This window comes from Waddlia chondrophila WSU 86-1044 (genome assembly GCF_000092785.1).
Classification (GTDB): domain Bacteria; phylum Chlamydiota; class Chlamydiia; order Chlamydiales; family Waddliaceae; genus Waddlia; species Waddlia chondrophila.
In genome coordinates this window covers 1,810,246-1,836,281 of record NC_014225.1, presented here as the reverse complement: position 1 = coordinate 1,836,281, position 26,036 = coordinate 1,810,246, and the positions used below count along the sequence as shown (strand labels likewise).

The following is a 26,036-nucleotide window of genomic DNA, read 5'->3' as shown; positions in this document are numbered from 1 at the left end:
CGATTTATTTTAGTGATTAAGCACTTGATACGGATTATTTATTGGTGGTTATAGAGAAGGGGGTACACCTGAACCCATTCCGAACTCAGTAGTTAAGCCCTTCATCGCCGATGGTACTGCACACAAGAGTGTGGGAGAGTAGGTCGCTGCCAATTTTTCTTTCGCCCTTCAGAAGAGATTCTGAGGGGCTTTTTTTTTGCTTATGATTGAGACCTAATCTCGTTTATCACGTGTTTTAGTTTTCTGTGTTCTACGACTATAGGCGGATAAAGTTCATTGATGACGTATTCTTGATCGAATTTAGATTTTCTTTAAATATGCCTTTTGATTTATAAGGATTAGAGCTAAATAAGATGCAGATTGCCTGCACGCTTTTAAGAACGAAAATTGAATTTGCCTTCTCATCTCTTATGAAAAAGACTCAATGGCTCCCTTTAACGATCATCATCGCAATTTTGGCACTGGCTGCTGTAATCGGTTACGCACTATGGGAAAAAAATCACGAGGAAAACTCCCTCACGCTCTATGGTAATATCGATATCAGGCAAGTTGATCTGGGATTTCGCGTCTCGGGAAAACTGAAAACAATGCTCTACGAAGAAGGAGACGTGGTCCATGAAGGCGATCTCTTAGCTGAACTTGATGATGCCCCTTACAAACAAAGTTTTCTGGAAAGCGAAGCGAAATTTACTTCAATCAGAGAGAGCCTTGCTTATGCTGAAACACAGCTTAAACGTAGGAGTCCTCTTGTCCAAGAAAAAACTGTTTCACAAGAAGATTACCAAAACGCCTATTACAATCAAAAAATTCTGACCGCAAATCTTTTAGAAGCTGCTGCTTCCATGGAAAACTCCCGAATACGTTTGCAAGATACAAGGCTTGTCTGCCCTTCTGACGGGGTTGTCTATACGCGTATCCGAGAGCCAGGAACGGTTTTGTCCATAGGAGAGCCGGTTTATTCTGTTGCGGTTAATACTCCAATCTGGGCAAGAACTTATATTTCAGAACCGGATTTGGGAAGAATTTATCCGGGTATGGCTGCTGAAGTCTATACCGATACTCCAGAAAATCCTGTTTACGAAGGCCGTATCGGCTTTATTTCTCCTATCGCGGAATTTACTCCCAAAAATGTCGAAACGCCTGATCTTAGAACAAATCTGGTTTATCAACTGCGTGTCATCATCAAGAATCCGGACAAAGGATTGCGCCAAGGGATGCCAGTGACTGTGAAATTAAAAAGCTAAGTTCGATGTCCGCTGTCGTGATTCAAAACCTTACCAAAACTTTCGATAAGGGAAAAAGGATCGCTCTGAATAACCTCTGCGCTGACTTTCCTAAAGGAAAGATTTCCGGAATCGTCGGCCCCGATGGTGCCGGCAAAACAACGCTTCTAAGAATCCTTGCAGGATTGATGCAGATCGATTCCGGACAGTGCCTGGTATGGGATTTCGATACGGAAAAAGAACCGGAAAAAATCCAGGAAAGTTTGGGCTACCTTCCTCAAAAGTTCGGGCTATACGAAGATCTTACTGTTTCGCAAAATCTATCCCTATATAAGGATCTGCAAGAGATCAACGAAAATGATCCTGTTTTCGCTAAGTTGATGGAATTTTCCGGATTGGCTTCTTTTACAGAGCGCCTTGCAGGCAATCTCTCCGGCGGAATGAAGCAAAAACTTGGACTGATCTCTATCCTTCTAAGAAAACCGGCGCTGCTTCTTCTGGACGAACCAACGACAGGGGTAGACCCTAAATCTCAAAATGATTTATGGGAAATGATCGCTGAGCTCAATAACCAGGGAATGACGATTATTGCCAGCACTTCCTATCTGGAAGAAGCGGAAAAATGCCACTACACCTTTCTTCTTAATGAAGGCCAAGTACTTTATAGGGGAACACCCAGTTCGTTGAAAGAGACAATGAAAGGAAAAACGTTTTATTTTGAAGGTGTTGGAGATGTTAAACGGACTGTTCTGGATAGTTTGATTGGTAAAAACGGAATCGTCGATACAATTATCGAAGGAAGCAAAATTCGCGTGACGTTCAATGCCGCAAATCCCGATCAAAATCCAGAAAGATATGGATTGAATGAAAAAGCGAAACTTCTTCCAAGAGATCCTTATTATGAAGATGCTTTCATCTCCATCCTTGGAGGAATCCCTAAAAGACCGGCACTTAAGTTGACTAAAAGCCCTCAAGCTGAAATGGAAACGGACCTGATGATTCAGGCTGTGGATCTGTCTCGCAGCTTCGGTGATTTTAAAGCAGTGAATTGCATCTCTTTCTCTGTAAAGAAAGGGGAGATTTTTGGCCTCTTAGGACCCAACGGAGCAGGAAAATCCACGACGTTTAAAATGTTGTGCGGAATTCTTCCTGCGACAGATGGAGAAGCTCTGGTTGGAGGTAAATCGCTAAGACAAACACCTGATGAGGCTAGAGGGCTTATCGGCTACATGGCGCAGAAATTCTCTCTCTACAATAACATGACTGTTGCTCAAAATTTACGCTTCTTTTCAGGGATTTATCCTGTTAAAAACAGAAAAAAAACGCGGGAAGAGATGATTGCTGTTTTTAATCTGGAAGAATACCTGGATGTCTTAACTGTGGATTTGCCGCTTGGCTATAAACAGAGGTTGGCCTTTTCATGCGCTTTGATGCATAAGCCTCAAATCTTATTCCTTGATGAGCCAACTTCTGGTGTCGATCCTCTAACACGAAGAGAGTTTTGGCATCAAATCAATCTGCTTGCCGATGCAGGAGTCTCTATTCTGGTTTCTACACATTTGATGGACGAGGCGGAGTTTTGCGACCGAATTGGTTTGATCTACAAAGGTTCCCTTCGCATTGTGGATACTCCTGAAGGATTGAAAAAACGTGTGCCCAAAGAGATCTCCGAAAAGCCTGGCTTAATTGATGCTTTTCTGTATTTTTGCTCAGAACGCGAGGAGCGTTGAATGAACTTGAGAAGAGTTAAAGCGCTGGTGAAAAAAGAAATTTCCCAGATCTATAAAGATCCAAGCAGCTTGATGACTGCCGTCGTTTTTCCTCTTATTCTCCTTTTTTTATACGGATTCGGAGTTTCTTTGGACATGGACAACATTAGACTGGGCGTTGTTTCAGAAGACTCGGGCCCATTGGCTAGAGGATTTGTCCGTTCCTTGATGACTACACGGTATTTAAAAACAAACGTTGTCAAAGATCGGAAAGAAGCAGAAAAACTGCTAACTTCTGGAAGATTCGATGGTGTTGTCGTGATCCCTTCTTATTTCTCCCAATACATCAATAATCGAAATCAAACTGCCCCTATCCAAGTGATTGCCGAAGGAAGCGAGCCGAATACAGCGCAGTTTGTACAAAATTATGTTAGGGGAGTGTGGCTCACGTGGCAGCAGAACCAAGCTTTGGAAAATGGGATTGGACGCAAAGCATTGATCAACGTTGTTCCCAGAATATGGTATAACGAGGAACTTCGAAGTAATTACTTTCTTATTCCGGGATCTATTGTCATTATCATTACAGTGACGGGAGCTTTTCTGACCTCTCTAGTGATTGCCAGAGAGTGGGAGCGGGGAACGATGGAAGCGTTAATGTCAACGCCAGTCAGCATGTCAGAGATTGTATTGAGCAAATTGGCGACCTACTTTATGTTGGGCATTGCATCGATGGCCTTGTGCTTTTTTGTCGCTCATTACCTATACGGCATTCCATTTAGAGGCTCTTATTTCGGTCTAGTTTTAACTTCTGTCAGCTATCTTCTTTTCGCTCTTGGAATGGGGCTTTTTATCTCAATTTCTGTGCGCGATCAATTCGCTGCTTCTCAAATCGCTATTGTAAGCACTTACTTGCCCGCATTCATCTTATCAGGATTTATTTTTGATATTGCGAGCATGCCCCTCTATTTGAGAGTTTTGACTCATTTTGTTCCTGCAAAATATTTTGTGGACAGTTTGAAAACACAGTTTCTTGTCGGCGATATTTGGAGCATTCTTTTGCCGAATATTCTGATCATGAATGTGTTTACTCTATTCATCTTCTTCCTCATGAGAAAAAAGAATCGCAAGAGGCTGGATTAGATTGTGTTGAGAAAATTACACGCTTTGATCATCAAGGAATTGATCGCGGTCTGGCAGGATAAAAGAAGCCGCATGGCTTTAATTACCCCGCCAATCATTCAGTTTTTTGTGTTTACTTTTGCTGCGACACTGGATGTCCATAATATTTCATTGGGAATTTTGAATCGCGATGAAGGCCAGTATTCCCGGGAGTTTATCTATCGGCTGTCAGGTTCTCCGGAATTTACGCAGATCATTTATTTTGACAGCGATCAGGAATTGAAAGAGGCTGTTGATGCAGAGAAGGTACTGGCAGCTATACAAATCGATGCGAATTTTTCGCGGAAAATTTTATCGGATGAAACGGGAGAAATTTTATTGATTGCTGACGGCAGGAAATCGAACGCTTCACAGATCGCAGGGGGCTATATTTCCAATATTGCCCAAGCATATAATGCTTTTCTTGCTAAAAGAAAAGGGATGCCTTTACCCTTGAGCGAACTTAAGCCCCGAAATTGGTATAACGCGAATCTTAATTACACATGGTTTACGATCACAGGGTTGATAGGGACTTTGTCCATGTTGACAAGTCTAAGCGTGACAGCTCTTTCCATTTCTCGAGAAAAGGAAATGGGAACGTTTGAACAGCTGCTGGTTTCTCCTCTGGATCATAGAATGATTCTTTTGGGAAAAGCGATACCAGCTCTTATGATCGGAGTGGTTGAAGGAAGTGTTATGCTGTTGGCGGGATTTCTTTTCCTAGATTTGCCTATTAGAGGAAGTCTGCTGATGTTCTATCCAAGCATGGCCATTTTTGTATTTGCCATTGTCGGAATCGGCCTTTTTATTTCTTCTCTGTCACAGACACAGCAACAAAGCGCTTTGGGCGTTTTCCTCTGCGTTTCGCCTTTGGTGATCACCTCAGGATTTGCAACACCTGTGGAAAATATGACTCAAGGGTTGCAAATCCTTGCGATGCTCAATCCTTTGAAGTATTTTCTGATTATTGTCAGAGGGATTTGTCTGAAAGATATTTCGGCGGGAACTGTCTTTCATAATACCTGGCCCATGCTGTTAATTGCCCTTGGAACCCTTGGTACAGCTTCATGGTTTTTCAAAAGGAAAATTGGTTAAAAAATGCGAATTAGGTACGTCATCTTTATCCTTCTTGCAGCTGCCGGATGCAGAGTGGGCCCACGCCACTCGGTTCCCGAGGTTGAAATTTCCGAAAACTGGCAGAGTGATTCTCTCTCCACTCTTTCCTGTGGCAGCCTACTAGAAGTGGGAGAGCTTTTTGATGACTGTCTTTTGAATACATATTTGGAACAGCTTCTCCATGACAATTACGATCTCAAACGTGCTTCTATAAAAATCTGCGAGGCATTTGCATTGCGCGACATTTCTGCTGCAAAGCTGTTGCCGTTTATCGATGGACGAATTGCTTACAACAGTGCAAAACCTGCCGGAGGCATTCTTCAGCCGGGAGATTTTTCGAGTGGATCGGTAGGCATTCCCTTAAATATTAAACAGCAGACATTTATTTCCGACTTCGATGCTTTTTGGGAAATTGATCTATTTGGCAGAAGACAAAGGGAAGTGGAATCGGCGACAGCATCTATCCAAATGGAAAGAGCGTCTTATCACGATCTGATCGTTTCTCTTACAGCAGAATTTTCCCGAACTTATCTTAAACTTCGCGAAAGGCAAAAGTGCTTAGAATTGGTGCGGAAGGAGAGGGATGTTCTGAAAGAGATCGTTGAAGAGTATCAGAAACGTTTGGATCAGGGGCTTGATTCAGAGTTTTTCTTATTGGATAGCGAAAAAGACTATGAACAATTGGCTGCCGAAGTTCCAATGTTGGAAGGGGAAATTCTTTCTCTTATTTATCATCTTTCCATTCTGTTAGGAAAACCTCCGGAAGCTTTGGTGAAAGAGCTTTCTTCTGCTGCGGAACTCCCGCAGATGATAAGCGTGATCCCTGTGGGCTTTCCTTCAGACCTTCTTAGAAGGAGGCCAGACATCCGTTTTGCTGAACGACAGATCGCTAAAGCGACTGCAGATGTCGGAGTGGCTGTTGCGGATCTTTTCCCTAAATTCACGTTAACAGGAAACTATGGTTTCCAAAATCTTCACTTGGGGAACACAAGGGGTAATGGGGAAAGTTGGGGATATGGAGGGAATTTGATCACTCCCTTTTTTCACGGGGGAAGTCTAAAAGCTAATGTGAAAAGGTTTCAGTTTATTCGTATGGAATCATTGATGGCTTATGAGCAGGCTGTTTTAAGGGCTTTGGAAGAATCGGAAAGTACGATTGCCAGCTTTCTAAAATCTCGAGAGAGCACGCAGAATAGAGAAAAAGGGTGGATGCGCGCTGATCAGTTGTTTGCTCATGGAGAAAGACTTTATGAAATGGGGTTGTCTGATACTTTGAGGTTGTTGGAAAGGAAACGAAGGGCGATCCAGGCAGAAAGGGAATGGGCGACTTCCTATGTTGAGACGGAAATTCAACTGATCGCTCTCTATAAATCCCTAGGATCCGGCTGGCAGAATTTATCTTTTCTTTAAATATCTCTTTTGGTTTAAAAGAGGTAGACTGAGATGAATTCAGATCGGCATATTCGGCGATTTTCGGAGGTTTTTCTATGTTTGCTAAATATTTATCGATTTGTGCTGTTCTAGGTGCGCTTTTATTTGCTTCTTCTTGCGATCGCAAAGAAGAGTCAGTGGCTCCTAAAATGCAGAAAGAAGTGGAAGTGATTGAAGGGAAAAGCAAAATGTATATTGACGCCGTCAATGCACGGGATCTCGATACGATTGTAGATCAATGGTCGGAACGGGCTGTCTATAAAAATCCATATACAGAGGAGCTTGTAAACGGTCGGAAAGGGATTCGCTCCGAATTTAAGAAAATTTTTTCCAACAACAATCAAGCAAAGATTCATGTTGATGAGAAAACGATCCGATTTCCAATAGAAGAAAAAGCTGTAGAAGAAGGAGTTGCAACGATCATTGTTCCAGGAAAAAATCCGGTAAAAAGAAAATACAAAATGATCTATGTCAACGAAAACGGCAACTGGCAGATTTTGCACACCAACCGGTTAGGTTTTGGGCTCGAAGATTAGTTTAATATTGCCATCTTATCACACCCCTTTCCCCGTTAGAGCTTCTTTCAGAATCGCTAACTGATACCAGTTTGCCTCGCCTTCCCTAAATATTTTCTAATCTTTCTTGCCAATATGCTGGCTGAGAATTCCGGCAATTTTAAACATGTCGACAGGCTCCATGTTTCCAAATACTTTGCCCAACTTCTCATCAGGTTTGATTACCCGTTTATTTTCAGGATCTTGCAGTTTGTTGGACTTGATATAAGCCCAAACACTTTTCAAAGCGTCTCCGCGGGTTGCCTCATGAGAGCCGACAATTTCCGCAAGCTCTGGAGATAAAGCGCTTGGAGCGACGTTGCGTTTTTTCTTAGCCTGCGTCTTTTTCCCTTTTTCTTTATCCGCTTTGGTTGGCCGGCCCCGTTTTCCTTTTTTCGTTTTTTTCACGTAAGGCGTTCTTGGATGATCGACATACTTGGATTGAAGTTGCGTAAGATCGTTGACGATGACGTCGCAATCAGGAAAGCTTGAACAGGAGAAAAATGTTTTTCCAAAGCGCGATTTCCTTGCGACAATCTGGCCTGTACAGTCAGTGGCAGGGCAGGGCGGAAGGTCTTCCGGATTAATGATCTCTTCCCCTTTTTTGGGGATATTGATGATTCCACGGCATTCAGGGTATTTCGTGCAGCCTAAAAATGCCCCGAATCGCCCATGCCGTACTTTCATTTCAGATTGGCAAAGCGGGCATTTCTGCTCCCAATTGAAGCCTTCGGCATAATCTTCCTTGTTAAAAAGAATTTCTTCCGCAGGCGCTGAATAGGAGCAGTCAGGATAGCTGGAACAGCCGTAAAAGTACTTCGATTTGAACCACACTTTCTGGAGCTTGGAGCCGCACTCCGGACAGTCAATATCGGTAAGGATCTTTGGCACAAACGCGTTTTTTTCCGCTTCCTCAAGCGTTGGATAAAAACTTTCCCAGAAATCTTTAATCAATTTTTTCCAATCTTTCTCATTGGAAGCGATCAATTCTAAATCGTCTTCCATTTGCGCGGTGAAGCCGATATTCATGATCTCAGGAAAATTTGTCTCGAGCATCTGCGCAATCACTCGTCCCAATTCGGTAGGTTTGAGTCTGCTGTTCTCTTTGATTGTATATTCTCTACCCTGGATCTTATTCATAATGGAAGCGTAGGTGGAGGGTCTGCCGATTCCTGATTTTTCCAGCTCTTTTACTAAAGACGCCTCAGTAAATCTGGGAGGTGGACGGGTAAATGCCTGGTCTGAGGTCAATTCCAATAAGGTCAATTCCATGCCCTCCTCCAATGGAGGGAGAATTTTGCCGTCTTCTGCTGTTTCCACATCATCTTCCATCTCTTCATAGACTGCCAGAAATCCTTGGAATTTAATGACGGAACCTGTTGCCCTAATGATAATTTCGGATCCGGCAGAAATATCTGCCGATACGGTATCATAGATGGCTGGATTCATTTGCGATGCGACAAATCTTTGCCAGATCAACTTGTAAAGCATGTATTGTTCTCGGGTCAAATAGGATTTGACATGCTCCGGAGTGTGTGCGAGGTTTGTTGGACGAATGGCTTCGTGCGCATCCTGGGCTGCTTTTTTTGTCGTGTACATTTTTGCCGATTCCGGCAGAAAATCTTTACCGTAGACTTCTTTAATGTGCTTTCTGACCTCATCCAATGCTTCCGGTGCAACTCTGACCGAGTCGGTACGCATGTAGGTGATTAAACCTTCTGCACCTTCGTTACCGAGATCTATCCCTTCATAGAGCGACTGAGCGATGTTCATGGTTTTGGCTGAAGAGTATCCGTGGTGCCGGCTGGCTTCTTGTTGTAGAGTAGAGGTGATGAAGGGGGGAACAGGATTGCGTTTTTTCTCTTTTTTGACGACAGTTTGGACTGTGAACGGCCCTGACTGCATCCGTTCAATCACCTGGTCTGCGGTTTCTTTGTTTGGAATCAAAAAGAAGTTTTTTCCTTCTACGGCTTCTTTTTCCACTCGTTGGCCGTCAACAGAATAGAGATTGGCCTTAAAGGAGCGGGAATCCCTCGCAGCCTTTAAGATGGCTGCCAAATTCCAATATTCAACAGGAATAAACGCTTCAATCTCGGCCTCGCGGTCAACGACCAATTTTAATGCAACGGACTGAACGCGTCCCGCCGATACACCTCCGTCCCTTCCTCTTTGAATGCGCCGGTTAAGGATGGGAGAAATTTTATAGCCGACGATCCTATCCAAAAGTCTGCGTGCTTGTTGAGCGTCGACCAAAGCCATATCAATATCGCGGGGAAACTGTAAAGCTTTTAATACGGCGTCCTTAGTAATGGAGTTAAAAGAGATGCGTTTATAGACGGTTCCCTTAGGAAGGATGTTCATGATGTGCCAGGCTATCGCTTCTCCTTCCCTATCCGGGTCGGGAGAGAGGTAGACGGTGTCGACGTTTTTGGCAGCTTTTTTCAAGCTGTTGATCACCTTTTCTTTTTCCGGCATGGTGACATACTTCGGCTCAAATTCGTTTTCAATGTCAATACCGAACTCTTTCTCAGGGAGATCGCGGATATGCCCAACCGAAGATTCCAGTATGTAGGCATCGCCCAAAAACTTTTTCAGTGTTTTCATTTTTGCGGGAGACTCTACGATAATGAGAGATTTGCTCATTTTCCTCTTTTAGCTCCGTTTCTATTCCGTAATTCCCATGATTAACAGAAAGCAGGTTTTCATGTACAGAGGGGATTTATCTTGTATTTTGCAGATTTCGGAATTACGGTTAATTTATCAATCAATTGTTATATTATATAGCACATCCATACTATTTTAATAGGATAAAAAAGGCGGCAATCTTTGGATTGCCGCCTAGAGTGTTGGAATTTCCTCATCATTCTAAAAGGAAATTGTCATTCTTCCTCTAATACTCACGGGTGCTGAATCCGTGATTGAATCAGAATCTGCTTTCCAACGCTTGTTGACTAAGATCTTGAGTTGAGGCTCAAAGTTGATTTCAACTTCTTCCAATAACCCCTCTTCTTTCATCTCATCAACAGCTAGTGAGCAAGGTTTCGGACTCACAGTGTATTCTCCACTTACCCCATAGGGTAGTTTGCTGAAGAACATCTGTCAGCTTTTGATTCTCTCTATCGAAAACAAACTCCTCCAAGTTGTATTCTGGTCGAGAGGCTTTAACTATTCGGCCTCTACTTTCCCGTTTCTACCGGCTAATGTTCAGAAATCCGGAGAACTCGGGAAATTTACCGAACAATAGGCCAAAGGCAACCAAAAGTTATCTGACCCTTGTTCTTCTCAATGTTTCCAATCTCTATCGGCTTGCTAGCAGGTAGAGCTTTATTTCTAATTCAAATTTCCAACTCTCTGAATGTGTGGTTTCGAGCATGCAAATCCTCGCGTCACCTCCTTTTGTGCTCCATCGTTCCACGATTTCGAGAGGTTTTTATGGCCATTTTACAACTAAAACAACCAATGCAGCGATGATAATATCGCCAAACAGCCTTTTAACAATAGATTTATATTGTTATCAAGCAAAGATTATTCAATTTTTCTCCAAAGAACGTTCCGCAATATATTGATCTAAAGAAAAATCTCCTTCAGAAAAGAGAGCGGAAATCGTTTTAAGCGTTTGAGTGTCAGGCTTTTGCAAAGATTTTTCTTGAGCGTATTGCTGCCATTCATCCCAAGCAAGCGCTTCCAAATTTTTTTCTCCCATCCCTTGATAAAGCATCGCAATGCGGATCAATGTGTAGGGGAGCAGAAGCGGCGGCTCCTCTTTTTTAAGCAGTGTCTCTTTAAGGGAAAGCGAACGCTGCAGCGCCTCTTGATGATTACCTTGGGCAATCAGAAGAGAAATGTTAGAAAACTCTTTGAATACAGGATTTTGCGTACTGGCAGTGCGTTTTTCTACTCTTTCAGTGTAGACAGATGCTTCTTCTGAGAGTCCTTTAGCAATGAGCAATTGCGCAATCATACCGTCATATTTTGCCCTCAATTCAGGATGTTTGTCGACGATTTTGCACAACTGAAGAAGAGCGTCTTCTTGCTTGGCGTCGATCGCCTCTTGACCAATGCTCCTTTGGATCTTTGCCCAGTATCCTTCGGCGAGTTGGTAGTTTGCTTCAGTCTTCGCTGCGCTGCCGGAAATGAGTTGGTATCCTGCGATTATCATAATTAGCAGGGCGATGAACAAATAAGGGATGTACTTGAGATTTTGCATCATCCATTCAAAAGCGGGATGCTGTTGTATTTGATCAACCCAGTCAATAGGCTCTTTTGTTTGATTTGAAGATGTTTTTGTTTTGTTCATTAGCTTTGATTCTTTATATTTGCGAAAAATGTGAATGATATCAATGATAAGCAGTTCCAAATAATTGTAAAGGGTAAAACAGTGTCGCAAGAAGTTGTGGAAGTTGAGCTGAGTCAGATTCGCGAGAATCCCTATCAGCCGCGAAAACAGTTTAACAGGGAAGAGTTGGAGGAACTTGCACAGTCGATTCAATCTGTTGGCGTTTTGCAGCCGCCGGTAGTCAGGAAGATGGAAAATGGGGGGTATGAGCTGATTGCTGGAGAAAGACGCTTCCGTGCAGCGGAAATCGCAGGATTGACAACCATTCATGTATTAGTCAGTCAAAAGCCGGGCAATGTCTCTGCTGAGGCTGCTTTGATTGAAAATATCCAAAGAGTCGATCTCAACCCGTTGGATATTGCGCAGGCTCTCAGGCGGTTAATTGTTGAGTTTGGGCTGCAACAAGACGAGTTAGCGGATAAAGTGGGGAAGAAGCGTTCGACTGTCACAAATTATTTGCGACTGCTCTCTCTTCCTCATAAAATTCAAGAAAGCTTACAGTTCGGAGAGATCTCGATGGGACATGCTAAGGCAATCCTTTCGGTCAGCGGTTTCGAAGAGCAATTGTATCTGCATCGCATGGTTGTCGAGGATGGACTTTCTGTCAGGGAAACAGAAGAGGCTGCAGCCAAGCTGAATGTCAAGCCGGTCAAAAAGAAAATGAGAACGTTGAATGAGAATACTGTTTACTTGAGCGATCTCGAGGAAAAGCTTCAGCAGAGGCTGGGAACCAAGGTAACGATTGCTTCAAGTGGAAAAAGAGGAAAAATTCTCATTGATTATTATAGTCTGGATGACTTGGAAAGGATTTTGGAAGTGATCAGTTTATGAAAAATCATCATAAAAATACTCTGAAATTGAATATTCAGGGGATGTCTTGTGTTTCTTGTGCAAGTGGAATAGAAAAAGCGCTAAGCTCTGTTGAAGGAGTTAAAGAAGCTAGAGTCAATTTTGCAAATTCGACAGCCTCTGTTGTCCTGGATGAGGAGGTGGAAACAGCTCGGATATTGGAAGCTGTAAGCCGAGCGGGATATCAAGCTTCTCTTTCCGGAGAAGGTCATCATCACCATTTTTCTGAGCCGAAGGCGGCGTTTAAACGATTCGTTCTTTCGGCCCTCTTTTCTTTTCCTCTTTTTTTGCAGATGTTCATGTTCCATCTTCCTGGTTGGATCCAATGTTTATTGGCCACAATCGTGCAATTTGGGTTAGGAAGCCGGTTTTACCGCAGTTCTTATTATTCTTTGAAAGTCGGCAGTGCAAATATGGATGTTCTGATCGCTTTGGGAACAACTGCAGCCTATAGTTTCAGTTTGGTTGTCCTATTAACTGGTGCAGATCAACATCTCTATTTTGAAAGCAGCGCTATGATCATCACTCTTGTGTTAATGGGGCAGTGGCTAGAAGCTGTGAGCAAAGGGCGCGCGTCGGAAGCTATTGAGAAGCTTCTGGATCTTCAGCCGAAGACTGCTCGGGTTAAAAGAGATGGGGAATGGATCGAAATATCGGTCAAAGAGATTGTGCCCGAAGATATTTTTCAAGTGCGTCCAGGGGAAAACGTTCCTGTTGACGGCGAGGTGATTGAGGGTAGTTCTTCCGTGAATGAGTCCATGCTGACCGGCGAAAGCATGCCTGTAGAAAAAAAAGAGCATGATCTTGTGTACGCTGCGACGCAAAACGGTAATGGAACGTTAAAAGTGTGTGCAACTAAAGTAGGTTCTGAGACAGTTTTGGCTGGCATTGTGCAGCTTGTTGAGCATGCCCAAAACTCGCGCGCTCCCATCCAGCGGCTGGCAGACCAGGTTTCCGAGGTGTTTGTCCCTGCCGTTCTGGCAATTAGCCTGGCGACATTTGCCGGATGGATGTTTTGGAGCGGTGCAATTCATGAAGCTGTTATTCATGCTGTGGCTGTCTTGGTGATTGCATGTCCTTGCGCTTTGGGGTTGGCGACGCCAACTGTCATTATGGTCGCCAGTGGAGAGGGAGCAAAAAAAGGGATTTTGTTTCGAGATGCAGAGGCGTTAGAAGTTGCACAGAAGATGAAGCGGATCGCTTTTGATAAAACGGGGACGTTAACGAAGGGACAGCCGCGGGTTATTGATGTGATCAGCGAAGATCCGAAGAGGCTTCTTGAAATTGCCAATGCATTGGAAGAAGCCTCTGAACACCCTTTAGGAGAAGCTGTAAGAGCTTTTGCAAAAGAGAAAGGAGTGAAAAAATGCGAAGTTAAGCGTTTCGAAGCGATTCCGGGAAAGGGGCTGCAAGGGGAGATCGAAGGGGTTAAGTATACCCTAGGATCACTATCTTTTGCCGCGGATTCAGGAGTCGAGGTTAAATGCGAAAGCAACGGCAATACGATTGCAGTCGTTTGGAGAGGGAAGCAAGCTTTGGGCTGCCTCGCTTTTCAAGATGTTTTAAGAGAGCATGCAGCAGAAGCGATCGAAAAAATTTCAGCATTGGGTGTCGCCCCCGTGATGATCACAGGAGATCACCAAAAGACTGCGGAAGCGATTGCGAAAGAAGCGGGCATTTGGGAATTTTACGGCGATATTCTTCCCGATCAGAAGGCTTTGAAAATCAACGAGTTGAAAAAACAGGGCCATATCGTCGGAATGGTGGGCGACGGCATCAATGACGCTCCGGCGCTTGCGGCAGCTGATGTCGGGATTGCAATGGGAACAGGAAGCGACATCGCGATTGAGGCTGCAGGAGTTAGCTTAATGAGGGAAGACTTGCGTTTAGTGCCTGAAATGATTCATTTGTCAAAGGAGACGTTTAAAAAAATTAAACAGAATTTGTTTTTTGCGTTTTTCTATAATTGCATAGGGATTCCGTTGGCAGCTATGGGGCTTCTGAATCCGATGGTGGCAGCTCTTGCGATGTCGTTGAGTTCGTTGTCTGTAGTGAGCAACGCTCTTCTTCTGAAGAAAAATTTATAAAGTTACATTTTCTCTACAGTTTCTACGCCTAATAAATGCAAGCCTTGCTTCAGTATACGAGCGGTGGCTTCGCAAAGAAGAAGACGGGAGTTTTGCTCAGGGGCGCCCTCTACTTGGCAGTCTCTGTAAAAGGCGTTGAATTTCTCGGCCAATGTATAGAGGTAGTCGCTTAAGCGGTTCGGGAGCAGATCCTCGGCGACTTGCTGAAGCGCTTCGTTGAATTGTGCTAAATGCAGGCCGAGAGCCATTTCGGAGGGGTGTTTGAGAGAAATGGCTGCTTGCAAAGCGTCGATATCCGCTCCGATTTTGCGCTTAATCCCTGCGATTCTGACATACGCATACATGAGAAACGCAGCAGTGTTCCCTTCGAAGCGCAGCATGCGGTCGTAACTGAATGTGTAATCGCCGGTGCGGTGGCAGGAGAGGTCGGCGTATTTGATTGCGCCGATCCCAAGTGCACGGGCGATTTTTTCCCGCTGCTCTTGCGGCATGTCGGGATTTCGTTCCGCCATGATTTCCCGCGCTTTGTCAATTGCTGTGTAGATCAGGTCTATCAGTCTTTCAACCTCGCCTGAGCGGGTGCGGAACTTCTTGCCGTCAGCTCCAAGGACAAGCCCAAATGTCACATGGTCGAATCTTACTTTATCCGGATCCAAGTAGCCCGCTTTGACAGATGCTGCATAGACAAGTTTAAAGTGCAAGGCTTGGCCAGCGTCAGTGACAATGATGATCCTGTCGGCCTTTTCCTCCTGCACACGTTGCTTCATCGCTGCCATATCGGTTGTGTCGTAGCCAAAACCGCCGTCCGATTTCTGAACCATTAAGGGCATCGGACTTCCTTCCCGGTTGCAGAATTCAGGGATGAAAATGCACTTGGCACCCTCTGAAATCTCGATCAATTCTTTTTGGTCAAGCTCTTCAATTAACTCGGGGAGAACGGGATTGTAATAAGATTCGCCCCGTTCTTCGATTGCGACGTCAAGCAGGTTGTAAATCTCCTGGTAGGAGCGTCTGGAAATTTCGCAGATGATCTCCCACGCTTTCAATGAATCAGACTCGCCTCCCTGTAAAGAAACCACTTCAAGCTGTGAAATTTTTTTGAATCCAGGGTCTTCGTCAAATTGTTTTTTTGAAGCCTTATACCAGGAAACAAGATGAGGGAGGTCGGTTTCTTCTTCTCCCGTTAGAATTTCGGGGTGGCTTAACTTAAGGTAGGCAATCAACATCCCGAAAGCGGTCCCCCAATCGCCCACATGGTTCAGTCGAAGAACATCGTGGCCGAGGAATTCAAAAACTCTTGCCAGACAGTCTCCGATGATTGTCGATCTGAGATGACCGACGTGCAGCTCTTTTGCAGTATTTGGAGATGAAAACTCGACAATCACCTTTTCTGTCTTTTCGGGGAGCGCGATGTCTAGTCTGGGGGATGCCGCCATCGTCTGCACTTTTTTTTCTATGTAGGCGGGAGAAAGAAAAATATTGATAAATCCAGGGCCGGCGATCTCTAGTTTCTCGATTGCGTCTCCTTTGTCGACCGACTCAACGATCCGTTGAGCAATTTCACGGGGAGGCATATGCAGCTGTTTGGTCAGCCGCATGGCGGTATTGCATTGGTAGTGGCCGAATTTTTCTTGCTTGCTTTGGGCGATGTCGATTTCCACGCTTTTCTCTTTCAATTGCGGGAAAGCAGAGATAAACGCAGAATAAAAAATTTGAATCAATGTTTTGTGCATGCCAAAAGAGAATAACAGGTTTATCTTTGAAATTCAATAGGCTGTTCACGTTTGCCGATTTTGCGCATCAATTTGTGTTTGGCAAGATCGATGGCGCACTGGCTGGGAGGGAGATCCTCAACTTCTGAACGCACAAAAATTTCGATCAGGGTGTCGTAAATTTTATCGACCCGCTCGCGTGAGCGGTTAGGATCGTATCCCCCTTCGTCAAATTCCGCTGCAGCATTAATGATGCCGCCGGCATTGATCACAAAATCCGGAGCATATAAGATCCCCCGGTCTTTAATTCTTCTGCCGTCTTTTTTTTCAAAAAGCTGATTGTTTGCAGAGCCGGCAACCGCCTGGCATTTCAGGTTGGGGATCGTTTCCTCATTTAATGTTCCTCCAAGAGCGCAAGGAGAGAGAATGTCGCAAGGAAAGGTGTAAAAATCCCCGGAAGCAATGATGCCGGCACCGAACTTTCTTGTAAATGTTTTGAGGCGTTCCTCATCGATATCGGAAAAAAAGAGCTTGGCCCCTTCCCAAAACAGAAGATTAGCCAGTCCGCTGCCCACATGCCCTAAGCCTTGGATGGCAATGCTTTTATTCTTAAGCGACGGGGACTTCCATAGTTTCATTGCTACAGCCTGCATTCCTCGAAGCACGCCCCAAGCTGTGAACCGGCTTGGATCTCCGCTGCTTTTTTCCGTTGGAAGGGCGGCAACGTAAGGTGTCTGCCGTCTAATCACAATCATATCCTCGACGCTTGAACCAACGTCTTCAGCGACAATGTATTTTCCTTTTAAAGTGTCGATGACTTGTCCAAACGACTCAAGCAGGGCGTCTGTCTTGTTCTTTTTAGGGTCGGCGATAATGACGCTTTTGCCGCCGCCAAAACCGTTTTCAACAACTGCCGATTTGTAAGTCATTCCCTTCGATAATCTGAGAACATCTTCGAGGGCGTCTTCCCACTTGCTATAGGGATAGATGCGGGCTCCGCCAAGAGAAGGGCCGAGTGTCGTGTCATGGATGGCAATGAAGCAATGCAGTCCTGATTCGGCGTTTTTCGCCTCGATCACCTTTTCATATCCGGGAATCGGTATTTCCTTGATTTTCAATTGTGAGTTTCTTTCCTTGTTGAGCGTTTTCATAATTAAAAAACCTCTTGATTATTAATCACATCGCAAAGTATGATTTTTTATCAAAACCTGTTTTAAGTCTTACTATTTTCAGAGGCACAGATGACAAAAGTGATCATTTCCGAAGAGGCAAAGTCGCTGTTAGATAAATTCCTGGAAGAGAATCGTCCGGCTCCCCTAGTCAATACCTATCTCTTTTATATAGAAAATAAATTTAACCTTCAACCGGTGCTCTTTCCTAAGGAAAAGATGATCTATCAGAGTGCCGAGGCTGCGATTCGCCGTCTTGAAGAAGAGGAGAAGATCTGGCATCAAACCGAGATTAAAATCACTTTCGGGGAAACAAGTGTCAATGAACAAACGGCTAAAATTTATATTTGCCCTTTTACAGGGAAAGTTTTTGGCGATAATACGCATCCCAATCCTCAGGATGCGATCTATGATTGGGTTTCCAAGTGTCCGGAAAATACGGAGCGTTCAGGCGGGTTGAGAGTCAAAAGGTTCTTTGTTTCGGAAGATCCCGAAGTGATCAAGAATTACATGAACAAGGAACAGAGAAAAGATCCGATTACAAAAACTGTCTATTCCTCAGTCCTCAGCGGCAAGTTGTTTAATAGCAAAGAAGCCGTCATTAAAGATTTTAGAAAAAATTATTTGAAAAAATTGACGCTTGTCGAGGTTCAAAACCAAAACAAGTTCTCGATTGAAGAGAGTTTTCTCGAATTTATTCAACAGCAGCTTGTTGAAGATAAAATTACCGGCTTTGTAGAGGCGATGGCGGAAGTGCCGGAGTTTTTGCCGGTTGTAGAATCATGGTTAGCCTAAATTCAGAAGTTGTCATTTGCCGGTCTCCGGAAGAAACTGAAGAGCTCGGTTTTCAGCTGGGAAAACAGTTGCCGAACCGGTCTGTCGTCTGCTTTTTCGGAGATTTAGGCGCTGGTAAGACCACTTTTATCAAGGGGTTGGCAAGAGGAGCAGGAGGAATTGATCCTGATGAGGTCAACAGCCCCACTTTTGTTTATTTGAATATTTACGAGGGACAGCTTCCGATCTATCATTTTGATCTCTATCGCTTGAAAGATGTTCAGGAATTTATCCGGATGGGACTCGATGAGTATTTGAACGGAGAAGGAATCTGCTGTCTAGAGTGGTCGGAAAGGATTGAAGGGCATCTTCCGCCAAAAACGATTCGTGTAGAGATCTGCCATGTTGATCAATCGAAAAGGGAAGTGCGGATCTTGCAATGAATTATAGAGAAGCGGTATTTGTCAAAACTTCAGTTTCCGGAAGCGACTATCCCCGGTTGTTAGACGATCAGGGAAACCCTCTTCCCGAGATCGCTGTTCTTGGCCGATCGAATGTGGGAAAATCCAGTCTGTTGAACCATTTGTTTCAACGCAAAGGATTAGTGAAGGCCTCCTCAAAGCCCGGTAAGACTGCGGCTTTGAATTTTTTTTCCATTGAAAATTTTTGCGCATTTGTTGATTTTCCAGGCTATGGTTTTGCCGATGTCCCCTTGCATGTCAAAAAGCAGTGGGGACCGATGGTTCAATCTTATCTTGAGAATCGTAAAGAATTGAAGCTTGTCCTCTTTTTGTTTGATATCAGACGTACGCCAAATGAAGAAGACTTAGCTCTTGTTCAGTGGCTGTTGAATGAACAAGTACCGACGATTCTGGTATTGACAAAATCTGACAAGCTGAATCAAAGCGAAAAACATCAAAATACCAAAAAAATTTTGGAAGCGTTTGGCTTTGAAAAATTCTCGTATCTTCTTTACTCGGTTCCCAAAAATCGAGGCAGGAACACATTGATGAAACTGATTGAGGAAACCTTATGAGCTGCTTGGAAAAACAACAATTTGTCTGCCTGGATTGTGAAACGACGGGTTTGGATCCTAAAGAGGATCGCGTGATTGAGGTGGCTTGCGTTGCTTTCACCCTTGAGGAAAAGCTTGACGCGTTCGAAACGTTGATCGACCCGGAGCGCGATATCCCTGAAACTTCCATTGCCATTCATCACATCACTCAAAAAATGGTGGCCGGAAAACCTAAGGTTAAGGAGGTGCTTCCCAAAGTTTTAGATTTTGTCGGCTCACACATTATTGTGGGTCATGGCATCCAGTTCGATATTGAAGCGATCTCTCATAGTTGCGACCGAGCAGGAATTTCAAAAAACCTTAGGGATAATCCTTTCATTGACACCTTGCGCATGGCCCGTTTGTATGGGGAAAGTCCGATCAATTCCTTGGAACACTTGAGAAAGCATTTTAATATCGAGTCAGAGATCGCACACAGAGCGATGAGCGATGTGATGGTGAATATCGAAGTTTTTAAGCAGCTTTTGAAGGGGTATTCAAGCCTAAAACAATTAAATAAAATTCTTGCCAAGCCGATCATGTTGAAAGAAATGCCGTTGGGAAAGCACAAGGGACGCCCGTTTAAGGAAATTCCGGTGCAGTATCTCAGGTGGGCGGCGCATCAGGATTTTGACCAGGATCTTCTTTTTTCTATACGTTCTGAGTTGAAAAGGCGGAAACAGGGGAATTTATTTTCTCAAGCGTCAAATCCCTTTCAAGACTTATAATTAGCGGTTGTAAACAGGAGAAAACAGATGGCAGAGGAAAAAATACAAAACTCTTTCGAGGTCAAAGTGGGGTTGGCCGAAATGCTCAAAGGAGGCGTAATTATGGACGTCACCAATGCTGAGCAAGCGAAAATTGCTGAAGAGGCTGGAGCTGTCGCTGTGATGGCTTTGGAGAAGATCCCTTCCGATATCAGGCAAGAGGGAGGCGTTGCCCGAATGACAAACCCTCTTTTCATCAAACAGATTCGGGAAGCTGTGTCTATTCCCGTGATGGCAAAGTGTCGTATTGGGCATTTTGTTGAAGCGCAGATTCTAGAGGCTCTTGAGGTTGATTTTATTGACGAGAGCGAAGTGCTGACGCCTGCGGATGAAAACTACCACATTGATAAGCATGGGTTTAAAGTTCCTTTCGTTTGCGGCGCTTGTAATCTTGGAGAAGCCTTGAGAAGGATTGGAGAAGGCGCTGCCATGATCCGTACTAAAGGAGAGCCTGGAACAGGCAACGTGGTCGAGGCCGTGAGGCATATGCGGACGATCAATCAGCAGATGCGTGCGCTCGCAGCAAAAGATACTGCCGAATTAATGACTGAGGCGAAAGAGATGGGAGCTCCCTATCACTTGGTTAAAATGGTTGCGGAAACGGGAAAATTGCCTGTGCCGAATTTTTCTGCGGGGGGAATTGCGACGCCTGCCGATGCTGCGTTGATGATGCAGTTGGGAGCGGAAACTGTTTTTGTCGGTTCGGGAATTTTTAAATCTGAAGATCCCAAAAACCGTGCACAAGCGATTGTCGCGGCTGCCACTTATTACGATGATCCGAAAATGTTATTAGAAGTGTCCTCCGGTTTATTGAGTGGAATGAAAGGGGTGGATATACGCAAACTGCGTCATGATGAGTTGATGGCAAATCGAGGCTGGTGAGTTCATGATCGGAATCTTGGCTCTTCAGGGCGCTTTTGAAAAGCATGCGGAGATGCTTGAGAAATTAGGTGAGGCCGTCCGTTTTGTCAAGCGGCCTTCCGATCTGAATGGATGTTCTGGCTTGGTCATCCCTGGAGGAGAGTCTACGACCATGCGCATTCATCTGAAAAGGATGGAGATGATTCCCGCGTTAAAACGTTTTGCCGAAGGCTCTCCAATTTTCGGCACATGCGCTGGGTTGATTCTGATGGCGAACGAATTGGATATTTTGGATGTCGAGATCAAGCGCAATGGCTACGGTCCGCAGGTTTATTCCTTCAGCCAGCCGCTGGATTCAGATCTGTTTTCCGCTTTTCAGGGAGTGTTCATTCGCGCGCCCAGAATTCAGTCGATAGGCAACGAGGTTGATGTGCTTGCTTCTTGTGGGGAAGAGCCTGTGCTTGTCAGGCAGGGACGCCATTTGGGAGCAACTTTCCATCCTGAATTGACAGAAGATTCCCGGATACACCAAGAGTTTCTATCTAGGAAAAAAATCCATTGACAAAAGACAGGAATTGACTCATTTTTCATCAGTGAATAGACGGATAGATTTATGACCATCGCTTTAAAAGAGCTTCCGTTAAAGGGAAAAAAAATTCTCGTCCGAGTTGATTTTAATGTTCCTCTCGATAAGAAGGGCAGAATTACCGATGATACGCGCATTGTAGCGTCTTTGCCGACAATTCGTTATATTCTTGAACAGGGCGGCAACCCCATTTTAATGAGCCATCTTGGACGTCCTAAAGGCAGGCAGGATCTTTCCATGTCTCTTTCCGTTTGTGCAAGGCGCCTCGCTGAGATGTTGGGGAAACCGGTCATCATGGCTCCGGACTGTATTGGGAATCAAGTGGAAGCATTGATTAACAAGCTTCGGCCAGGGGAGTCGCTTTTGCTTGAGAACTTGCGGTTTCACCCTGGAGAAGAAAATCCCACAGAACATCCCGAATTTGTCAATGCCCTTGCTAAATTAGGCGAGATTTATGTGAACGATGCTTTTGGAACAGCCCATCGCAAGCACGCTTCCACTTATTTCATTGTTCCTTTCTTCAAAGGTCGGGCGGCGCCCGGATTTTTACTGGAAAAAGAGATCGAGTTTTTAGGAAATGAGATTAGCAAGCCTAAGCGTCCTTTTTTTGCAGTGATCGGAGGGGCGAAGATCTCTTCAAAGATTGGCGTCATCAAAGCATTGGCGAGCAAGGTCGACTCCCTCTTGATCGGAGGAGCAATGGCGTTTACGTTTCTTAAAGCTAAGCACGTGAACATTGGAGATTCTCTTTTTGAAACGGATTGTCTGGATACAGCGAAAGCAATTATGGAAACCTATGAAAAGGCTGGCGTCAGAATTCTTTTTCCTGTCGACCATGTGATTGTCACTGATATTGATCAAGACCAATTTCCCAAAATCGTTGATAATCAGTCCGGTATTCCCAAAGGGTACAAAGGTGTGGATATCGGTCCTCGAACAATCGAGATTTATTCCTCCGAATTAGCCAATGGAAAAACAATTTTTTGGAATGGTCCCATGGGAATTTTTGAACACCAAGAGTTCGCGAAAGGGACTAAGGCAATTGCCGAAGCGATTGCGAAAGTGAAGGGAACCAAAATTGTAGGGGGAGGAGACTCTGTAGCCGCCATTCGTTCGCTGAATTTGGCCCATCAATTTACTCACCTTTCTACTGGAGGAGGTGCTTCTTTGGAATATTTAGAATTCGGCACTCTTCCTGGTCTCGAAGTTTTAAAAAACATTCCCTAGAGGATACTCTTTTAAAACACCTGCTAAAGCTTTTGGCCTTTAATTTTTCCAGCTTGAAAGTAATTCAACAATACATTATGATCGTAGCTTCCCGAACGTGGAATTTTGCAAAAGCAAGGAATTTATGTCTGAAGATTCGTCAGGCTGTCAGGAGTTTGGAGCGTTTAGACGCCTAATCTGGCCGATTTATCGGCATGAAATGCAGAAGCTCATTCCGATGCTTCTTATGTTTTTTCTCATTGCATTCAATTACAATGTTCTCAGGACAATGAAAGATACCCTCGTGGTCACTGCTAAATCGTCAGGGGCGGAAGTGATTCCGTTTATTAAGGTCTGGGTGATGTTTCCGGGAGCTGTCCTCATGACCCTTCTTTTCACCCGTCTCACCAATCGATTGACGCGGGAGCGGGTGTTTTATGTCATGATGTCGATTTTCTTAATCTATTTTTTCCTTTTTGCGTTCATTTTGTATCCAAATAGGGAAATTTTGCACCCGAACGCCTTTGCGGACCGTTTACAGTTGATTCTTCCTCAGGGTTGTATGGGATTAATTGCCATGTTCCGCAACTGGACGTTTACAATTTTTTACGTGATGTCCGAGCTTTGGGGAAATATCATCTTATTTGTTCTTTTTTGGGGATTTGCCAATCAGGTGACAAAACTCCATGAAGCCAAGAGATTCTACGGACTTTTTGGATTTGGAGCGAACTTGTCGGGCATCGTTGCCGGCCAGGTTTCCGTCTTGCTTTCCAAAAAAGCATTTAATCCCCATCTTCCTTTGGGGACAAATGCATGGGAACAGTCGATGTTTTCCCTGATTTCATTAGTCCTGATTTCGGGTGTGTTAACACTTATCGTTTTTCGTTATTTGAATAAGAAAGTTCTCAACGAAGAAGCAGATTCATCAGCAAAATTTGAGCTGAAAAAGAAAAAGAAAATGTCTTTGCGTGAGAATTTCAGGTTCTTGCTGAACTCAAAGTATTTGATCTACATTACTGTTATTGTCGTTTCTTACAATATCGTGATTAACTTGGTCGAGGTTGTTTGGAAAAGTCAATTAAGAGAGCTTTATCCCTCTCCAAATGATTATAATCTCTATATCAACCAGGTTTCAACGATCATCGGCATTGTTGCTACAATTGCAGCGCTTTTTGTTTCCGGAAATTCCCTCAGAAAATTCGGTTGGACAACCACTGCGATGTTGACGCCTTTGACATTGCTGGTCACAAGCATTCTCTTTTTTGGATTGTTTTTCTTCAAAGACAATTTGGAAGGGGTCGCTTGGGCTTTGTTTGGCATGAGTCCGCTGGCATTAGTTGTTTTAGCCGGTTCTGTGCAAAATATCTTATGCCGAGGAGCGAAATACACTGTATTTGATGCAACGAAGGAGATGGCATTTGTTCCTTTGAGTGATGAATATAAAGTAAAAGGAAAAGCGGCGATTGACGGCGTGTGCAACCGGTTAGGCAAATCGGGCGGATCGATGATCCACCAAAGCTTGCTGCTTTATTTTGTGACGTTTTCTGCTTCCGCCCCTTATGTCGCTGCTGTTTTGCTGGTCATCATTTCATGTTGGTCGGTAGCAGTCAAGTTTCTCGGGATAGAGTTTAACGCATTGACATCCGATAAAAGCATACAGACCGTATCCAGGCTTGAAGAAAATGCAGGGGACAGGCTTGTGTCTGGCGACGCTGTTTTAGCTGAACAACAGGCAATTTAACCGATTTCTTAATTGAATTTCTTACTAGAAATGAAAAGAAGTTTATGCTATTATATTTTCTTTTAACGTAGAGGGAAATACAAATAGTTTTCTCTAATACTTAATTAAGGTTGTAACTCATTTGGAATCCAAGACATTAACCCAAGAATTTGGGGCGGTACGCTCATTTCTTTGGCCTATCCGTTCTCATGAAACGCGCAAAATTTTTCCTATGCTTTGCATGATGTTTCTCATTTGCTTCAATGCCAGCATCCTGCGTTGCATTAAAGATTCTGTGGTTGTGACAGCTTCTAATGCAGAAGTGCTCCCTTTCATTAAAGTGTGGGCGGTTCTCCCGATGGCTGTGGTGTTGACTCTCCTATTTGCTAAGTTGAATAACCGCTATAGTCAGGAACGCGTATTCTACTTAATGATTTCGGGATTTTTAGCTTTTTACGCGCTTTTTGCGTTCGTGATTTATCCCAATAGCGATTTTTTCCATCCGCACGCAACAGCAGACGCTATACAGGCAGCTTTGCCCCGAGGGTTTGCCGGGTTGGTCTCAATGTTCCGCTATTGGACGTTTTCCCTATTTTATGTGTTAGCTGAACTGTGGAATAGCATTGTATTGACAGTGCTTTTTTGGGGATTTGCAAATGAAGTTACCAAAGTTCATGAAGCGAAACGGTTTTATGCAGTATTGGCTATTGGCTCGAATATCGCTGCCGCTTTTGCAGGACAGGCTGCAAACTCGCTTTCAGTAGGCGGAGTTTATAATGAGAGCCTTCCTTTCGGTTCAAACGCATTTGAACAGACATTGATGATCTCTATCTTTGTCATTATTTGCACTGGAATCATCACTATGTTGATCTTTCGTTGGATGAATAAAAGAGTCTTGGACGATCCGCAGTTCGACGATCTCCATTTCACTCGATTCGAGCTTAAGAAAAAGAAAAAGATGTCGGTCAGAGAGAGTTTTTCTTTCCTTTCAAATTCTAGATATCTTGTCTGCATTGCGATGATGGTTGTTGGCTACAACTTGGTCATTAATATGGTTGAAGTCGTTTGGAAGAATCAACTTCGAGAAGTTTATTCCTCTCCGTCTGACTATTATCGTTTTATGAATAATTTGACCACCGCATTTGGGATGGTTTCGACCGTAACGGCGCTTTTCTTGCCCAGGATTATTGGTAAGTTTGGATGGACCTCCACCGCATTGATCACACCTGCGATTATGTTAGTCACGAGCCTTGGCTTCTTTGGCTTTTTATTGTTCGGAGACAATTTAGGCGGTGCGTGGCTGGCGGCATTGGGCATGTCTCCTGCAATGCTTGTGGTGATGTTTGGTGCTTTGCAAAACTGTTTGAGCAAAGCTGCTAAATATTCGGTGTTTGATGCGACGAAAGAGATGTCATTTATTCCGCTAGACCATGAAGTAAAGCTTAAAGGAAAGGCAGCAATTGATGGTGTCGGATCCCGTTTTGGAAAGTCTGGAGGCTCGCTTGTTCATCAGGGGATGTTAATGGTGTTTGGCAGCCTTAGCACTAGCGCTCCTTATGTAGCAGCCATTTTGATGGCAATGATCGCTTTTTGGATTGGTGCCGTAAGATCTTTAGGACGCCAGTTTCAGGAACTGACGCATCAAGGGGAGCCTGAGAAAGCTTCAGATCTTGTTAAAGAAGAGCCGGTAGTCGCCTAGTGCTCTGTAAGGAAAATTTATTTCA

Annotated in this window: 22 protein-coding genes and 1 rRNA gene; 18 read left to right on the top strand and 5 right to left on the bottom strand. The window is 44.1% G+C overall.

Annotated features, from left to right (window positions below):
* The first annotated feature begins 40 nt into the window (after positions 1 to 40).
* The 7 genes from rrf to WCW_RS08245 all read left to right on the top strand — a co-directional run bounded on the left by rrf (position 41) and on the right by WCW_RS08245 (position 7,173).
* Positions 41 to 155: ribosomal RNA gene (gene rrf / locus WCW_RS08275) — 5S ribosomal RNA — on the top strand.
* 198 nt (positions 156 to 353) lie between these two features.
* Entirely contained in the window at positions 354 to 1,244 is an 891-nt protein-coding gene (locus WCW_RS08270; protein WP_013182767.1) for an efflux RND transporter periplasmic adaptor subunit, read from the top strand.
* Positions 1,245 to 1,249: 5 nt separating this feature from the next.
* On the top strand, positions 1,250 to 2,953 hold the full coding sequence (locus WCW_RS08265) for an ATP-binding cassette domain-containing protein (RefSeq protein ID WP_013182766.1): 1,704 nt from the start codon (positions 1,250 to 1,252) through the stop codon (positions 2,951 to 2,953).
* Positions 2,954 to 4,072: an ABC transporter permease gene (locus WCW_RS08260; protein WP_013182765.1), complete on the top strand. Its 1,119-nt coding sequence runs from the start codon at positions 2,954 to 2,956 to the stop codon at positions 4,070 to 4,072. It begins immediately after the preceding gene.
* A gap of 3 nt (positions 4,073 to 4,075) precedes the next feature.
* Entirely contained in the window at positions 4,076 to 5,185 is a 1,110-nt protein-coding gene (locus tag WCW_RS08255) for an ABC transporter permease (RefSeq protein WP_013182764.1), read from the top strand.
* A gap of 3 nt (positions 5,186 to 5,188) precedes the next feature.
* Complete coding sequence (locus tag WCW_RS08250) at positions 5,189 to 6,616, top strand: efflux transporter outer membrane subunit (RefSeq protein WP_013182763.1); 1,428 nt, start codon at positions 5,189 to 5,191, stop codon at positions 6,614 to 6,616.
* A gap of 77 nt (positions 6,617 to 6,693) precedes the next feature.
* Positions 6,694 to 7,173 (top strand): YybH family protein, encoded by a 480-nt coding sequence (locus tag WCW_RS08245; RefSeq protein ID WP_013182762.1) that lies wholly within the window; start codon positions 6,694 to 6,696, stop codon positions 7,171 to 7,173.
* 96 nt (positions 7,174 to 7,269) lie between these two features.
* On the opposite strand, the gene topA is transcribed toward WCW_RS08245, so the two are convergent.
* From topA to WCW_RS08230, 3 genes are all read right to left on the bottom strand, one after another.
* Complete coding sequence (topA, locus tag WCW_RS08240) at positions 7,270 to 9,834, bottom strand: type I DNA topoisomerase (protein ID WP_013182761.1); 2,565 nt, start codon at positions 9,832 to 9,834, stop codon at positions 7,270 to 7,272.
* Between the two features lie 222 nt (positions 9,835 to 10,056).
* Positions 10,057 to 10,242: a hypothetical protein gene (locus WCW_RS08235; RefSeq protein ID WP_041941600.1), complete on the bottom strand. Its 186-nt coding sequence runs from the start codon at positions 10,240 to 10,242 to the stop codon at positions 10,057 to 10,059.
* Between the two features lie 478 nt (positions 10,243 to 10,720).
* A complete protein-coding gene (locus WCW_RS08230; protein ID WP_041941599.1) occupies positions 10,721 to 11,488 on the bottom strand; it encodes a hypothetical protein in 768 nt (255 codons plus the stop codon).
* 81 nt (positions 11,489 to 11,569) lie between these two features.
* On the opposite strand from WCW_RS08230, the gene WCW_RS08225 reads away from it, so the two are divergent.
* Together WCW_RS08225 and WCW_RS08220 are read left to right on the top strand one after the other, a co-directional pair.
* The gene (locus WCW_RS08225; RefSeq protein ID WP_013182759.1) at positions 11,570 to 12,358 is read left to right on the top strand and encodes a ParB/RepB/Spo0J family partition protein; all 789 of its coding nucleotides are present in this window, start codon (positions 11,570 to 11,572) and stop codon (positions 12,356 to 12,358) included.
* Positions 12,355 to 14,463: a heavy metal translocating P-type ATPase gene (locus WCW_RS08220; RefSeq protein WP_013182757.1), complete on the top strand. Its 2,109-nt coding sequence runs from the start codon at positions 12,355 to 12,357 to the stop codon at positions 14,461 to 14,463. The genes WCW_RS08225 and WCW_RS08220 overlap by 4 nt, the downstream gene beginning before the upstream one ends.
* Before the next feature lie 2 nt (positions 14,464 to 14,465).
* On the opposite strand, the gene argS is transcribed toward WCW_RS08220, so the two are convergent.
* Both argS and WCW_RS08210 read right to left on the bottom strand, forming a co-directional pair.
* Entirely contained in the window at positions 14,466 to 16,196 is a 1,731-nt protein-coding gene (gene argS, locus WCW_RS08215) for an arginine--tRNA ligase (RefSeq protein ID WP_013182756.1), read from the bottom strand.
* 20 nt (positions 16,197 to 16,216) lie between these two features.
* Entirely contained in the window at positions 16,217 to 17,326 is a 1,110-nt protein-coding gene (locus WCW_RS08210; protein ID WP_013182755.1) for a Glu/Leu/Phe/Val family dehydrogenase, read from the bottom strand.
* 90 nt (positions 17,327 to 17,416) lie between these two features.
* Here WCW_RS08210 and WCW_RS08205 point away from each other — a divergent pair, with 90 nt between their 5' ends.
* From WCW_RS08205 to WCW_RS08165, 9 genes are all read left to right on the top strand, one after another.
* The gene (locus WCW_RS08205) at positions 17,417 to 18,139 is read left to right on the top strand and encodes a DUF2709 domain-containing protein (protein WP_013182754.1); all 723 of its coding nucleotides are present in this window, start codon (positions 17,417 to 17,419) and stop codon (positions 18,137 to 18,139) included.
* Complete coding sequence (gene tsaE / locus WCW_RS08200; RefSeq protein ID WP_013182753.1) at positions 18,127 to 18,561, top strand: tRNA (adenosine(37)-N6)-threonylcarbamoyltransferase complex ATPase subunit type 1 TsaE; 435 nt, start codon at positions 18,127 to 18,129, stop codon at positions 18,559 to 18,561. The genes WCW_RS08205 and tsaE overlap by 13 nt, the downstream gene beginning before the upstream one ends.
* Positions 18,558 to 19,154 (top strand): ribosome biogenesis GTP-binding protein YihA/YsxC, encoded by a 597-nt coding sequence (gene yihA / locus WCW_RS08195; protein ID WP_013182752.1) that lies wholly within the window; start codon positions 18,558 to 18,560, stop codon positions 19,152 to 19,154. Before tsaE ends, yihA begins: the two co-directional genes overlap by 4 nt.
* Positions 19,151 to 19,900 carry a putative quorum-sensing-regulated virulence factor gene (locus tag WCW_RS08190; RefSeq protein WP_013182751.1) on the top strand — a complete coding sequence of 250 codons (750 nt, stop codon included), beginning with the start codon at positions 19,151 to 19,153 and terminating at the stop codon, positions 19,898 to 19,900. The genes yihA and WCW_RS08190 overlap by 4 nt, the downstream gene beginning before the upstream one ends.
* 27 nt (positions 19,901 to 19,927) lie before the next feature.
* Positions 19,928 to 20,821 carry a pyridoxal 5'-phosphate synthase lyase subunit PdxS gene (pdxS, locus tag WCW_RS08185; protein WP_013182750.1) on the top strand — a complete coding sequence of 298 codons (894 nt, stop codon included), beginning with the start codon at positions 19,928 to 19,930 and terminating at the stop codon, positions 20,819 to 20,821.
* Positions 20,822 to 20,825: 4 nt separating this feature from the next.
* A complete protein-coding gene (gene pdxT / locus WCW_RS08180) occupies positions 20,826 to 21,362 on the top strand; it encodes a pyridoxal 5'-phosphate synthase glutaminase subunit PdxT (protein ID WP_013182749.1) in 537 nt (178 codons plus the stop codon).
* Positions 21,363 to 21,413: 51 nt separating this feature from the next.
* A complete protein-coding gene (locus WCW_RS08175) occupies positions 21,414 to 22,613 on the top strand; it encodes a phosphoglycerate kinase (RefSeq protein WP_013182748.1) in 1,200 nt (399 codons plus the stop codon).
* Positions 22,614 to 22,737: 124 nt separating this feature from the next.
* A complete protein-coding gene (locus WCW_RS08170; protein ID WP_013182747.1) occupies positions 22,738 to 24,333 on the top strand; it encodes an Npt1/Npt2 family nucleotide transporter in 1,596 nt (531 codons plus the stop codon).
* A gap of 121 nt (positions 24,334 to 24,454) precedes the next feature.
* Positions 24,455 to 26,011, top strand: coding sequence for an Npt1/Npt2 family nucleotide transporter (locus WCW_RS08165; protein WP_041941597.1), 1,557 nt, complete (start codon positions 24,455 to 24,457; stop codon positions 26,009 to 26,011).
* Positions 26,012 to 26,036: the final 25 nt, after the last annotated feature.